Here is a 13,005-nt window from a genome sequence, read left to right as displayed (position 1 = left end):
CAGACTCCTTCAGTCGCGGATGACGGCCTTGGCGCCCATCAGGAAGCCGCCGAGGTAGCCGTCGTGGGGGATGCCGGGCTCCAGCCACCAGGTGGGCCGATCGCCGACGTAGACGTTGCGGATCGTCGGGTCGGCGACGAGGGCGTCGACGAGCTCCGTGTCAGCGGTGATGGCGGTGAGCACGAGCGTGTCCTTGAGCGGCTCCAAGCCGGACTCGCGCGTCCACGGAGCGACCCAGACACAGGGGAACGCGAGCTCGATGCCGGCCTGGGGCGCGTCCGGCCGCGCGAGCTGGTGGACCGCGGGGCGCAGCACGGCGCTGCCGTCGCCGAGATCGTCGATGATCCCGTCGCCGCCGAGCCAGGCCCGGGTGCCCTGCGCCTTGGCGAGCAGATGGTCCTCGAGCGGCTGCGCCTCGGCGAGCGGGAGCACCGGCAGCACCGCGTGCTCGTCTTCGGGCGGCAGGCTCGGGAGCGCGGAGAGACGCTCGGCGATGGCCTGCGCGACGGGTGTGGGGTCGCCTTCGACGAACACCGCGGTGGTGTTGGTGCACGCGCGACCGGCCATCGCGCTGACCGAGCTGACGATCACGTCGAGGTGCTCGCGCCAGTCGGCCTCAGCGGTCAGGAGGATCTTCGAACGGCCCGGCCCCTGCGGGAGCATCGAGGCCAAGCCCGCGTACTTGCGCATGAGGTTCGCGCCGCCGTAGGCCAGGGCGAGATCGGCGGCGCGAATGATCTCTTCCGCGACGTCGTGGCTCGAGGGCAGCAGCACGATCTGGTCGTCGCGGAAGCCGGACGCGCGCAGCGCCGAGATGAGCCGGTGGGGTGTGAACGGATCGCGGCTGGACGGCCGCACCGCCACCCGGTAGCCGAGCGCCAGCGCTTCGAGCCACAGGCCGTGCACGGCCGGCTCGTTGCCGGGCGCGTGCACCGCGAACACCTCACCGCGACGCGTCCAGACGCCGCGGCCGGCATGCGTGAGCGGGTCACGCCAGTCGTTGACCGCCCCGGCCGGCCGGGCGGCCTGCGCGCTCGAGTAGGCCTCCGCCGCGGATCGCGCGATCATCTGCGTCGCCTCGCGCACGACGCAGATCGGCAGCCCGGTGGTGCGGCTGACGAGGTGCTCGTGGTCGGCGATCGGCACGCCGTCGACGACGCCGGCGTAGAGCTCGCCGGCGCGCGCGATCGCCGCCACCCGTTCGTCGACGGGCAGGGGGTCGGCCTTGCGCAGCGCCGCCATCGCACGGGTCACGAACAGGCGCGGCACCTGGCTCAACTCGGCCAGCGGGTGGCCGGCGACGTCGGTGATCGTCTGCCGCTCGCGGGTCTGGTAGGCGCCGGCCGGGCCGAGCGCGTCGAGCATCAGCAGGTCGTGAGTGGCGGCCATCTAGTACACCCCCTCGATGACGTCGGCGCCCTCGAAGGCGCCCACCGGTGTGACGTCGGCGACCGAGTCGCCGACCTGCCCTTCGGGCGGACGGATCCGCGTGGCCACGTCGCGCTCGAGATTGTTCGGCAGCAGGAACGACGTGCTGACGTGGTTCATCACCACCTGGCCGCGCTCGCCGTAGCCGACGTTGCCGCCGGTCGCGGGGTCGACGACCCGGAACGAGATCTGCGGCGACGGCGGGTCGAAGATGCACGCGTCGTCGGCGCTCAGGCCGGGCCGTTCCAGCGCCGCGCCGAGCACCATCGTGCTGCCGTAGAGACCGATCAGCTCGATCCCGGGGAACACCTCGGTGCGCAGCAGGGCTCGCGTGTCGGCGTCCATGTGGGCGCCCGCCCACACGATCGCGCGGACCTTCTGGCGGACGAGCGCGATGAGGTCATCGTGTTGCGCCAGAAGCTCGAGCAGCGGCGGCGTCGCCACCAGCACGCCGATGTCCTGCGTCTCGAGGGCGAACTTCGCCTGCTCGATCAGGTGCTCGGAGTAGGCGTCGGCCTCGTCGCGGCGGCCGGCGGCGAGCAGCTTCTTGACCCAGCGCGGGTCCATGTCGATCGTGAACAGGGTCCCGTCCATCGCCGCCGCGTGGGAGCGCCACAGCTCGCCGACCATGTGCGGCCCGCTCGGGAACAGCGCCAGCCAACCACGGCCGCGCGGAACACCGCGCGCTGCGTAGTGGGCGACCGTCCACTCGCGGTTGTGCTCCCACGTGTCACGCAGGAAGACGATGCGCTTGGGAGACCCGGTCGTGCCGCCGCTCTCGAAGACCCCGACGATGTCGGGATGATCGCCGTAGCCGCGCGGGATCAGATCGGTCGCGGGGACGTCGCGCAGCTCGTCGGTGACGTTCGGAAACAGCGACAGGTCGTCGAAGCTGCGGACGTCGGTACGCGGATCGAAGCCAAGCGACCGAGCGCGCTCGAGCCAGAACGGCGAGCCCGTGTCGCGGCCGAAATGCCACTGCATCGCCGCATGGATGTACTTGTCCGGGTCCGGGTGGGCGTCGAACCCACCATTGAGCAGCGGGGGCACGGCCGCTCCTTCGTTGCGGTGCCGGGAGCGAGTGCGACGGCGCTCGCGTCGAGCGCGCAGGTATTGGCCGAACGCGGCGCGATCGGATTCCCGGACGATGCGAACCGGGCCGAACGCGAGCTTGTCGCGGTCGAGTCGCGCGAGCGGAACCGACGGCCGGCGAGTGGTGTTTGGTGATGACACACGTCGAGCGTCGTCGCGTGACCCAAGCCGCGAGCACGACAGTTGGGACACGATCAGCACGCCGTTCGGCCAGTCCGCGGGAATCGCGGAGCGGGCGTGAGGCGGGTCAGGTGGTGGCTTGGACCGCGGCCCACTCGCGCAGGCGCGGGGCGAGGTCCGGGGAGGCGAGGCCGCTGACTTCGACGATCGCGTCGGCGGGGACGTTCGCGCGTTTGGCGGCGGCGCGGATCGCTTCCGGGTTAGGGGACTCGTAGAGGCAGTAGGTGTGGCGCTTGTCGGCGCTGAGGAAGGAGAAGAGCCAGCGGACGTTCTCGTCGGCGTTGATCTCGTCGATCTCGCGGACGGCGTCCGTCGTGAGCTCGAGCTCTTCAGCGAAGGTGCGCTCGATCACGTACAACGGCATCGACGCTCATCGTACTCCCATGACTACACCTCGACCAGGCCGTGGCGGTGGGCGTAAGTGGCGGCCTCGGTCCGGTTGGCGCAGCGGGTCTTGCGCAGGATGCTGCGGATGTGGTTGGCGGCGGTGTGCTCGCTGATGAAGAGCGTGGTGCCGATCTCGCGGTTGCTGAGGCCTTCGGCGACCAGGCTGAGAATCTGGACCTCGCGGAAGGAGAGACCGTCTGGGAGCGACGGTGTGGCGGGGTGCGTCTCCGCTCCCAGCGCCGCGATCCGCCGGCGCAGGGCGGGCATGCCGATCTGCGAGCCGAGCGCCTCCGCCTCGCCGAGGAGAGCGGCGGCGCGCTCGTCGCCGCCGCGAACGAGCAGCGAGCGCCCGTACTCGTACGCGGTGTGCGCGAGCCACGTCTGCGCGCCCATCCTCCGGTTCAGCTCCAGCGCCGCTTCGAAATGCTGCTCCGCGCGCGCGAAGTCGCCGAGCACCGCGGCGAGCATGCCGAGGTAGCGGTCGGCCGCGCCGTAGCACGCGACGACGTGGCCGATCAGCACATTGTCACCGGCCAGCGGCGCGAGCTCGCGATACAGCACCTCGGCGGTCACCTCGTCGCCCACGGCCGCGCAGGCGTCCGATAGATACGTCAACGAGGCGAGCCAGAGTGACGCGCGGAACTGGTCGAGCCCTTCGCGGGTGACGCGGGCGAGCTCGCGGCGGCACTCGCTCTCCATGCCCAGCTCGGCCAGCAGCGACGCCAGCCCGGGGCGCCAGTGCCCGCCCTCGCCGGCCAGCAGCCGCAAGACCGGGGCGAGCTCGTCGAGCCGGCCCTGCTCGCGGCGAACGCCGAACATCTGGATGCCGAAGACACCCGACGCGTCGCGGCCGGTCAGCAGACGACTCCACTCGTGCGAGCGCTCCGCCATCGCCTCGGCGTCGGCCAGCCGGCCCTCGCACAAGGCGATCGCCGAGCCGCAATGCTCGGCCACGTGGAGATGGAACGGCTGCGCGGCCCGCTCGGCGATCTCGCGCACGGCGTTGACCTCGTCCCGCGCGCTGTCGATGTCGCCCAGCGCCATGAGGATCCCTGCGCGCCAGTTCATGGACACGGTCCGGAGCTCCACGTCGCCCAGCTCGGCGGCGATGTCGCGGGCCTCGGTGAGCGCCTCGAGCACCCGCCCCGGCGGGTTGGTCTCGCGCGACCAGTAGCTCGCGGCGAGCACGGTGGCGAGCGCGGCGCGATCGCCGAGCTGCCTGGCCATCGCGATCGCCTCCTCGCGCACGGCGGCTCCGCGAAGATGCTCGCCGCGGATCAGCAGGGCGCGGGAGAGACCCCCGAGCACGCCGACGCGCAGCTGCGACGGCTCCTCGCCCAGCCCCGCCGCCGCCCGCTCGAGCAGGTCCACGGCGAGCTGGTCGGTGATGACCGGGCGCCAACAGGCGTCCTCGTATCCGATCGCGGCGCGGGCGAGGAGCTCGGAAGCGTCCGCGAGGTCCGCCGCCGCGGCGAACGCGGCGAGCGCCTCGACCGCCCGCCCCGCGCGGTGCCTGGCCTGCCCGAGCTCGATCAGCAGCTCGGCGCGCTCGGCCGGGGACACCACCCCCAGCCCAAGGGCGACCTCCAGCCGCTCCGCGGCCTCGTCGAAGGCCAGCGCGGCGGCCGCGTGCCGGGCGGCGTCGACGTTGTAGGCGATGCCGCGCGCGGCGCCGGCCAGCGGCGCGGCGGCGGTGAAGTGGTGCGCGAGCTCCGCCGCGCCGCGCGCGCCGCTCGCCTCCAGCGCCTCGCCGACGCGCAGGTGCAGCTCCGCGCGCCGCAGCCCGGTCAGCCGGTCGTACAGCGCCCGCCGGACGAGCTCGTGCGCGAAGCGGTACTCGAGCCGCACCGACGAGAGCTCCTCGATCATGCCGCTGCGCACGGCCTCGTCCAGGGCGCCGAGGACGTTCGCCTCGCCGGGGCCCGCGACGGCGCGCAGGACGTCGAGGCCGAACTCCGAGCCCGCGACCGCGGCGAGCTCCAGCAGGTCGCTCGTCTCCGGTCGCAGCCGCGCGAGCCGCCCGCCCACGACCTCGCGCACGCTCTCCGGAGTGCCGAGCTCGGCCAGCGGGCGGACGAGCCGCAGCTCGCCGTCGACCACCCGGACGACGTTGGTGTCCACGAGCGCCCGCCACAGCTCGCAGACCAGGAAGGCATTGCCCGCGGTCAGGTCGCTGATCGTCCGGGCGAGCTCGGCGACGTCGGCTCCCGCTCCGGCCCGCCGAACGAAGTCGCCGACATCCTCGCCGGAGAGTCCCGGGAGGCGCAGTCGCACGACGTCGTCGGAGCGGCGCAGGTCGGCGAGCGTCTCCGACAGCCCGTCCGGTACCTCGGCGTCGCGGAAGGTCACGAGCAGCAGGAGCCGCGCCCGCCCGCTCGCCCGCGCCAGATGGCGGAGCAGGCCGAGCGTGGGCGCGTCAGCCCAGTGGGTGTCCTCGAGCACCAGCAGCACGGGCCGGTCGCGGCTCACTGCTGTCAGCAGGTCCGTCACGGCGGTGTGCAGCCGATGGCGGACGGTGTCCGGGTCGGTCTCGGGGCGCGGCGCCGGGTCCCCGAGATCGGGGATCAGCCGCGCCAGCTCGCCGCCGGTCGGCCCGAGAGCGGCGCGAAGCGCTGCGGGCTCGAGCACGCGGGCGAGGTGCTCGAGCGCCTCGACGAACGCGCCGTAGGGCGCGCGGACGACCGCGTCGCACGCGCCGTAGAGGACGAGCGCGCCGCGCTCGGCCGCTTCGGCGGCGAGCTCGCGCACCAGGCGGCTCTTCCCGGAGCCCGCCTCACCGCCCAGCACCGCCACCCGACGCGCGTCGTCGGCGGTCGGGAGCAACTCGCGCAGCGCCGCCAGCTCGCTCTCGCGCCCGACGAACGGGAATGCGGAAGGGAGACAAAGCGGACCGGGAAGGTCGGCGCCCACGGCCAGACGATAGTCAGATCTGACCAGGCGCGTAGGTGCGCGGGTCGCATCACGGACGGCCGAAAGTGGGTCAGGGCGGGTCATGACGCGGACGTCTGAGGCGCTTAGCGTCGCGCCCATGAGCGATCTCATGAGTCCCACCCAGGACCTGCCCGGCTTCCGCGGCCTACTGATCGGCCCCGGCGATCCGGCCTACGAGGACGCCCGCCCCGTCTACAACGCGCTGATCGACGGCCGGCCGGCGCTGATCGCGCGCTGCGCCGACGCCAACGACGTGGCTGCCGTGGTTGCCCTCGCCCGCGCGCGCGACCTGCCGCTCGCCATCCGCGGCGGCGGCCACAACGGCGGCGGGCTGGGAACGTGCGACGACGGCATCGTCATCGACCTCTCGGCGTTCAAGCGGATCGACGTCGACCCGGCCGCGCGGACGGTCCGCGTCGGCGGCGGGTGCACGTGGGGTGAAGTCGACGCGGCCACGGGCGAGCATGGCCTCGCCACCCCGAGCGGCATCATCGCGACCACCGGCGTCGGCGGCCTCACGCTCGGCGGCGGCCTCGGTCACCTCACCCGCAAGTTCGGGCTGGCGATCGACAACCTGCTGGAGGCCGAGGTCGTGCTCGCGGACGGTCGCGCCGTCCGCGCGAGCGCCGACGAGCACCCCGACCTGTTCTGGGCGCTGCGCGGCGGCGGCGGCAACTTCGGCGTCGTGACCTCCTTCCTGTTCCGGCTGCACGAGGTGGGCACCGTCATCGGCGGGCCGACGTTCTGGCCGGTCGAGCAGGCGACCGAGGTGCTCTCGGTCTACCGCGAGTTCCTCCCGGCCGCCCCGCGCGACCTCAACGGCTTCTTCGCGTTCTGCACCGTGCCGCCGGCCCCGCCGTTCCCCGAGCACCTCTACATGCGCAAGGTGTGCGGCGTCGTCTGGTGCCACGTCGGGAGCGAGGAGGACGCGACGCGCGACATGCAGCCGTTCCTCGACGCCCTGCCGGAGCCGCTGATGCACGGCCCTGGGCCGATGCCCCACGCGATGCTGCAGGGCGCGTTCGACGCCCTCTATCCGAAGGGCGAGCAGTGGTATTGGCGCGCGGACTTCGTCAACGACCTCCCTGACGAGGCCGTGGCGCTGCACGCCCGGTTCGGCGCCGAGATGCCGACCATGAAGTCGACGATGCACCTGTACGCGATCGACGGCGCCGCGCACGACGTGGGCAACGAGGACACGGCCTGGGCGTATCGCGACGCGACCTTCAACGCCGTCTACGCGGGCGTCGACCCCGACCCCGCCAACGTGCCCGCGATCCGCTCCTGGAGCGTGGACTACCAGCAGGCGCTGCACCCGTATTCGGCGGGCGGCGCCTACGTGAACATGATGATGGACGAGGGGCGCGAGCGGGTCCGGGCGAGCTACCGCGGCAACTACGCGCGGCTGGCGCGCGTGAAGGCGGCCTACGACCCCGACAACACGTTCCGCGTCAACCAGAACATCGAGCCGGCGTCATGAAACGGCTCGTTGTCATCTGTCTTGGCGTGCTGTTCGCGTTCCCGGCGATTGCGCGCGGCGACGCGATCATCGACTGGAACCTGCACGCGCAGAACACGATCCTGACGACCGTCCCGCCGCCGACGGCACACGCCTCCACGCTCAGCTTCGCGATGGTTCACGGCGCCGTCTACGACGCCGTGAACGCGATCGACCGGAGTCACCGGCCGTATCTGCGTGTCGCGCCGGTGCGGCGCCCCGCGTCGCAGGACGCGGCAGCGGCGACGGCGGCGTTCCGGGTGCTCGTCGCGCTCTACCCGGCGCAGGCCACGGTGCTACAGGCCAACTACGACGCCTCCCTGGCCAAGCTGCCCGCCGATGAGCGCCGGGCCCGCGGGATCGCCGCGGGTGAGGCCGCGGCCGCGGCGATGCTGGCCGCGCGAGCCAACGACGGACGGATGGCCCACGGGGCGCCGTATCCGTACCCGCTCGGGACGGAACCCGGAGCGTGGCGCGTCTCGCCGCCGCTGACGGCGGTCGACCCCGCCTGGTGGGTGGGGGACGTGCGGCCGTTCGTCATCCCGAGCGCACGCTGGTTCGGGACCCCGGGCCCGAACCCCCTGACGAGCCGGGCGTACGCGCGCGACCTCAACGAGGTCAAGGAGATCGGCGCGCTCGCCAGCACCACCCGCACCGCGGACCAGACGATGGCGGCCGTCTTCTGGCAGGCGCAGCCGCTGCAGCTCTACGGCGGCGTTCTGCGGGACCTCTCCGCTCGCTACCAGCTCAGCCCGGCGCAGAACGCGCGCCTGTTCGGCAGGGTCACGCTGGCGGCGGCCGACGCGGCGATCTCGTGCTGGAACGACAAGTACCGTCACCTGTTCTGGCGCCCGATCGACGCCATCCGCAACGCCGGCACCGACGGCAATCCGAAGACGGAAGCCGACCCGAACTGGCTACCGCTGTTCGACCCGTCGACGCAGGCGGGTCTGGCGACGCCGAACTTCCCCGACCATCCGTCCGGGCACAGTTGCGTCTCCAGTTCGATCATCAACACGCTGCAGGACTTCTTCCACACCGACCGGATCGCGTTCGACGTGAGCAGCCCGCGGTTCCCCGGGCAGACGCGACATTTCGAGCGCTTCTCGCAGGTGCTCGACGAGATCATCGAGGCGCGGGTGTGGGGCGGGATCCACTTCCGCACCGCTGACGTCCAGGGCGCGCAGCTGGGCGAACGAGTCGCGCGCTGGCACCGCTGGTTCGCCTTCCGACCCGACCACTGATCATGCCGACGGCGGGGCGCCGGCGCGCCCCGCCGCAGGCGGGATCAGGCGACGGGGCACTCAGGTGGTCTCATCGAAACGGTGGGCGGCGGAAAGCCGGTCCAGCGCGTCGTGCCCCACGCAGGCGAGGTCGTAGGGCGCACCCGCCTCGAGCAGGTATTCCCACAACTGCGGGCCGCGCTCGGCGGGGAGGATGATCTCGTAGCAGCCGAGCGCCTCCTGGATCACGACGCCCGACGGGTTGAGGTCGATCTCCATCAGCAGCTGCTTCGCGCGCGGCCCGATCAGGCCGATGGCGGCGAAGGCGGCGGTCCGATTCGCGGCATTCAAACCGTCGAGATTGGCCAGCAACGAGCGGCAGGCCGCGGCGTGCTCGTGCTCGCAGCGTGCCAGCGCCCGGTCGGCGGTGACGAACGAGCACCACGCGAACTCACCCACCGCGATCAGCGCGCCCTCGACGACCGACGGCGTGCCGCGCAGCTCGAAGGTGTCGCGGTCCGAGCGGTCGGCCATCCCCACCGCGCGGAGGCAGACGGCTTCCTCGGCGCCCACGGACCCGAAGTTCGCGGGCACGCGCCGGCCGTGGCGCGAGGCCATCGTCGCCCCGTGATTGCGGGCGACGGTCTCCAGCGGACTCGACGCGGTCGGCGTGCTCATCCTCACCCGCCAATCTACCGGGCGATCACGCCTCAGGCGGCAGCGCCCGCAGCGCCCACAGCTCGAACGCGAGCTGATCGACCATCGGTTGGTCGTCGCCGGCCTCGACGAGCATCGCGAGGCTCTGGCGGTAGTGCTCGAGCCTGAGCAGGTTGTGCGCGTCCACCAGCACCGACGGGTCGCTCGCGGCCTGGGAGCGAAGCTCGCGCGCCTTGGCGAGCTTGTCCGCGGCGTAGACGGCTCGCGCGGCGATCCCACCCGCCCGCGCCCGCTCGCGCAGTGCGGCCTTGCGCTCGTCGTAGTCCTCGATCGACGGGTCCTCGCTGACCGCCGCGACGATCTCCGCCACCCGCTCGCCGAAGCGCGAGGCCACGTCGGCGACCGTCGCCGTCGTGTTCTCGACGACGTCGTGCAGGATGCCAGCGGCGAGCACTTCGTCGTCGAACCCGCGGCCGCTCAGGAGCGACGCGACCTCCAGCGGGTGCAGGACGAAGGGCGCGCGATCGAGCGCGCGGCGCTGGTCGGCGTGCATGCGTGCGGCCCACTCGACGGCCTCGCGGACGACTGGGCGGCGCTCCGCGAACGGCGGCTGGAGCATGCCCGTGACGCTAGCGGTCCGCGTCCGATTCGGGCGTTGCGATTTAGTTCACGCGATCGCGCGCGAAGGCGACCAGGCGCTGCGGCGCACGCATCCGTCCGCCGTGCCCGCGCGGCACGGACAGCGCGTCCAGCTCGCCCGCCCGCGCGAACCACACCCACGCCGCCACTCCGGCGAGCAACGCCGCGAGCGCGCCCGCGAGCAGCCCTGCCCGCGGGCCCGCGGCACCCGCCAGCCAGCCGACGAGCGGTGCGCCGATCGGCGTCGAACCGAGGAAGACGATGCTGTAGAGCGCCATCACGCGGCCGCGCATCGCCGGCTCGACGGCGACCTGCAAGGTCGAGTTCACGCCCGCCGCGAACGTCACCGACGCCGCGCCGAGCGGCACCAGCGCGAGGATCTGCAGTTCCAAAGTCGGCGCTCCGGCCGCGAGCAGCATCGCGAAGCCGAACAGCAGCGAGGAGCCGACCAGCAGCTTGGGGGAGACGCGCCCGCGCGCCCCCGCGGCCAGCGCGCCGCCGACGGACCCGACGCCCATCGCCGCGGTCAGCAGCGCGTAGGTGGTGGCCGTGCCGTGCCACGTGAAGTCGGCCAGCAGCGGCAGCAGGACCTGGAAGTTGAAGGAGATCGTCCCCACCAGCGCCATCATCAGCAGCGGGACCAGCAGCTCGGGCGTGCGCCGGACGTAGCGCAGCGCCGAGCGCACCTCGCCCGGCCGCCGGGTCACCGGCTTGGGCGTCTGCAGCGCCTTGGTGTCCATCGTCCGCAACGCGATGAACATCGCCAGGAACGAGAACGCGTTGACCAGGAAACAGGGGGCGATGCCGATCAGCGCGATGACCGTGCCGGCCAGCGCGGGGCCGATGATGCGGGAGCTGTGGACGACGACGGAGTTCAGCGCGACGGCGTTGACCACGCGGTCGGAGCCGACGATCTCCACCACGAAGGACTGGCGTGAGGGGTTGTCGATCGCGAGCACGCCGCCGCGGACGAGCACGAGCGCGAGCACCATCCACGGCTGCGCGGCACCGGAGGCCGTCAGCGCGAACAGCGTCAGCGCCGGGATCATCAGCGAGAGCTGCGTGTAGGTGAGCACGCGGCGCTTGGACAGGCGGTCGGCGAGCAGGCCGCCCCAGGCGCCGAAGAGCAGGATCGGCAGGAACTGCAGGCCCGCGGTGAGGCCGACCAGGCTGCCGGAACCGGTGAGCTTGACCATCAGCCACATCTCGCCGACGGTCTGCATCCAGTTGCCGGTGATCGAGACGATCTGACCGGTGAAGTACTTGCGGTAGTTCGGGACCTTGAGCGAGGAGAACGTGCGCGCGATGGCGGGGCTCACTCGGCCCCCTCCTCGAGCACACGCTCGAGGATGCCGGCGGCGCGATCGAGTGCGGCGAGGTCCTCGGGGCTCAGGCGGTCCAGCCGCTGAGCCAGATAGGCGTCCTTGCGGTCACGCACGGACGCGAGCAGGTCGGTGCCGGCGGGCGTCGTGGAGACGAGGCTCGAGCGCCGGTCGGCGGGATCGGCGGTGCGCTGGATCAGTCCCGCCTCCTCCAGGCGCGCGAGCACGCGCGTCGCCGTGGGGCGCTGGATCTTCTCGCGCGCGGCGAGCTCTGACGGGGTGAGCGGCCCGTGACAGGCGACCGTGTTCAGCGCGGCGCCCTGGGTCGGGCTGAGATCTCCACCGGCCTGCTGGCGCATGCGCCGCGCGAGCCGGGCGATCACCGGCCGCAGGCGATGGGCGAGATCCGTGGTGGAGATGGTTTGCATCGCTAATTAGCCTAGCGAACGACTTTCGGCTGCCACGATCTCCGCCCATATGCCGCCGCTGCTCGCCGTCCCGAACATCTCCGAAGGCCGCGATCAGGACGTCATCGGCGCGATCGCGAAGGCGTTCGGGCCAGGCCTGATCTACGACTCCTCCGACTGGGACCATCACCGCGCCGTGTACACGCTCACGGGCGCGCCCGGGCAGCTGCACCAGGCGGTGCTCAACGGGGCGAGGACGGCGATCGAGCTGGTCGACCTCACCACGCACGCGGGCCTGCACCCGCGCGTGGGGGTGGTCGACGTCGCCCCGATCGTCTACCTCGAGGACGACCAGCGCGGCGCGGCGTGCGCGGAGGCCTTGGTGCTGGCGGAGGAGCTCGGGCGCCTCGGCATCCCCGTGTATCTCTACGGGGAGCTCGGGGGCGGGCGGACGCGGGCGGAGCTGCGCCGGCCGGGCGGGCTCGACGGCGTCGACCCCGACTTCGGCCCCGCGAGCCATCCGACCGCCGGCGCGACGCTCGTCGCCGCGCGGCCCCCGCTGGTCGCCTTCAACGTCCTCGTCGACGCCGATCTGGAGACCGCGAAGGCGATCGCGCGCCACCTGCGCGAGACGCTCGACGTCCGCGCGCTGGGGCTGCGGCTCACGGACGGCGTCCAGGTCTCGACCAACATCGAGGACCACACGCGCGTGACCGCGGCCGAAGTGGTCGCGGCGGTCCGCGAGCACGCGACGGTCACCGGCGCCGAGCTCGTCGCGCCCGCCCCGCGGGCGGCGCTCGTCGACTTCCCCGAAGACGTCCCGCTCCGCGGCCCGAAACCGCTTGAAGATCATCTACTCTCGTAGAGGCAATGGCCCAGACGAAGCGCAAGAAGCGGACGACCAAGCACCGCGGGAACGCCGCCGGTTCGATCGAGGCACGCGGCCGCACCGGCCGTAAGCCCACCGCGGAGGAGCAGAAGAAGGCCGGGCAGCTGTCCGCGCGCGAGCGGCGCCAGTCCAAGCCGCCCTCCTGGAACAGCGCCGCGCTGAAGGCCGGCGCGATGGCCGTCCTGCTCTTCGTGCTCACCCAGGTGGGGATCCTCGGCAACGGCGCCAGCATCCAGCAGGGCCTGTTCCTGTCCCTGCTGGCCCTGGTGATCTACACGCCGCTCGCCTACACCACCGACAAGTGGGTGTACGCGCGCATGCTCAAACGCCAGGGAGCGGCGAAGAAGTAGCC

The 13,005-nt window shown here is 72.5% G+C and carries 12 protein-coding genes; 4 read left to right on the top strand and 8 right to left on the bottom strand.

From position 1 onward, the window contains the following. Positions 1–9 precede the first annotated feature (9 nt). The 4 genes from OM076_RS37270 to OM076_RS37255 form a co-directional block, all read right to left on the bottom strand. The gene (locus OM076_RS37270) at positions 10–1,389 is read right to left on the bottom strand and encodes an aldehyde dehydrogenase family protein (RefSeq protein WP_270045261.1); all 1,380 of its coding nucleotides are present in this window, start codon (positions 1,387–1,389) and stop codon (positions 10–12) included. After that, the gene (locus OM076_RS37265) at positions 1,390–2,478 is read right to left on the bottom strand and encodes an AMP-binding protein (protein ID WP_270045260.1); all 1,089 of its coding nucleotides are present in this window, start codon (positions 2,476–2,478) and stop codon (positions 1,390–1,392) included. Positions 2,479–2,767: 289 nt separating this feature from the next. Then, positions 2,768–3,064: a DUF4242 domain-containing protein gene (locus OM076_RS37260; protein WP_270045259.1), complete on the bottom strand. Its 297-nt coding sequence runs from the start codon at positions 3,062–3,064 to the stop codon at positions 2,768–2,770. 23 nt (positions 3,065–3,087) lie between these two features. Next, on the bottom strand, positions 3,088–5,997 hold the full coding sequence (locus OM076_RS37255) for an ATP-binding protein (RefSeq protein ID WP_270045258.1): 2,910 nt from the start codon (positions 5,995–5,997) through the stop codon (positions 3,088–3,090). Positions 5,998–6,115: 118 nt separating this feature from the next. On the opposite strand from OM076_RS37255, the gene OM076_RS37250 reads away from it, so the two are divergent. Together OM076_RS37250 and OM076_RS37245 are read left to right on the top strand one after the other, a co-directional pair. After that, positions 6,116–7,498: an FAD-binding oxidoreductase gene (locus OM076_RS37250; RefSeq protein WP_270045257.1), complete on the top strand. Its 1,383-nt coding sequence runs from the start codon at positions 6,116–6,118 to the stop codon at positions 7,496–7,498. After that, positions 7,495–8,760, top strand: coding sequence for a vanadium-dependent haloperoxidase (locus OM076_RS37245; RefSeq protein ID WP_270045256.1), 1,266 nt, complete (start codon positions 7,495–7,497; stop codon positions 8,758–8,760). The genes OM076_RS37250 and OM076_RS37245 overlap by 4 nt, the downstream gene beginning before the upstream one ends. Positions 8,761–8,820: 60 nt before the next feature. On the opposite strand, the gene OM076_RS37240 is transcribed toward OM076_RS37245, so the two are convergent. From OM076_RS37240 to OM076_RS37225, 4 genes are read right to left on the bottom strand one after another with little or no spacing between them, the layout of a single operon-like run. Next, positions 8,821–9,417 carry a hypothetical protein gene (locus OM076_RS37240; RefSeq protein ID WP_270045255.1) on the bottom strand — a complete coding sequence of 199 codons (597 nt, stop codon included), beginning with the start codon at positions 9,415–9,417 and terminating at the stop codon, positions 8,821–8,823. A gap of 25 nt (positions 9,418–9,442) precedes the next feature. After that, entirely contained in the window at positions 9,443–10,015 is a 573-nt protein-coding gene (locus tag OM076_RS37235; protein ID WP_270045254.1) for an HD domain-containing protein, read from the bottom strand. A 43-nt stretch (positions 10,016–10,058) separates the two neighbouring features. After that, entirely contained in the window at positions 10,059–11,354 is a 1,296-nt protein-coding gene (locus tag OM076_RS37230; protein WP_270045253.1) for an MFS transporter, read from the bottom strand. Next, positions 11,351–11,785: a MarR family winged helix-turn-helix transcriptional regulator gene (locus tag OM076_RS37225; RefSeq protein ID WP_270045252.1), complete on the bottom strand. Its 435-nt coding sequence runs from the start codon at positions 11,783–11,785 to the stop codon at positions 11,351–11,353. The genes OM076_RS37230 and OM076_RS37225 overlap by 4 nt, the downstream gene beginning before the upstream one ends. A 49-nt stretch (positions 11,786–11,834) precedes the next feature. On the opposite strand from OM076_RS37225, the gene OM076_RS37220 reads away from it, so the two are divergent. Both OM076_RS37220 and OM076_RS37215 read left to right on the top strand, forming a co-directional pair. Continuing rightward, on the top strand, positions 11,835–12,629 hold the full coding sequence (locus OM076_RS37220) for a glutamate formiminotransferase (protein WP_270045251.1): 795 nt from the start codon (positions 11,835–11,837) through the stop codon (positions 12,627–12,629). 5 nt (positions 12,630–12,634) lie between these two features. Next, positions 12,635–13,003, top strand: coding sequence for a hypothetical protein (locus OM076_RS37215; RefSeq protein ID WP_270045250.1), 369 nt, complete (start codon positions 12,635–12,637; stop codon positions 13,001–13,003). The last annotated feature ends 2 nt before the right edge of the window (positions 13,004–13,005 follow it).

The organism is Solirubrobacter ginsenosidimutans, assembly GCF_027587205.1.
The sequence above is the reverse complement of the archived record's forward strand: the minus strand, read 5'-3'. Positions and strand labels throughout refer to the sequence as shown.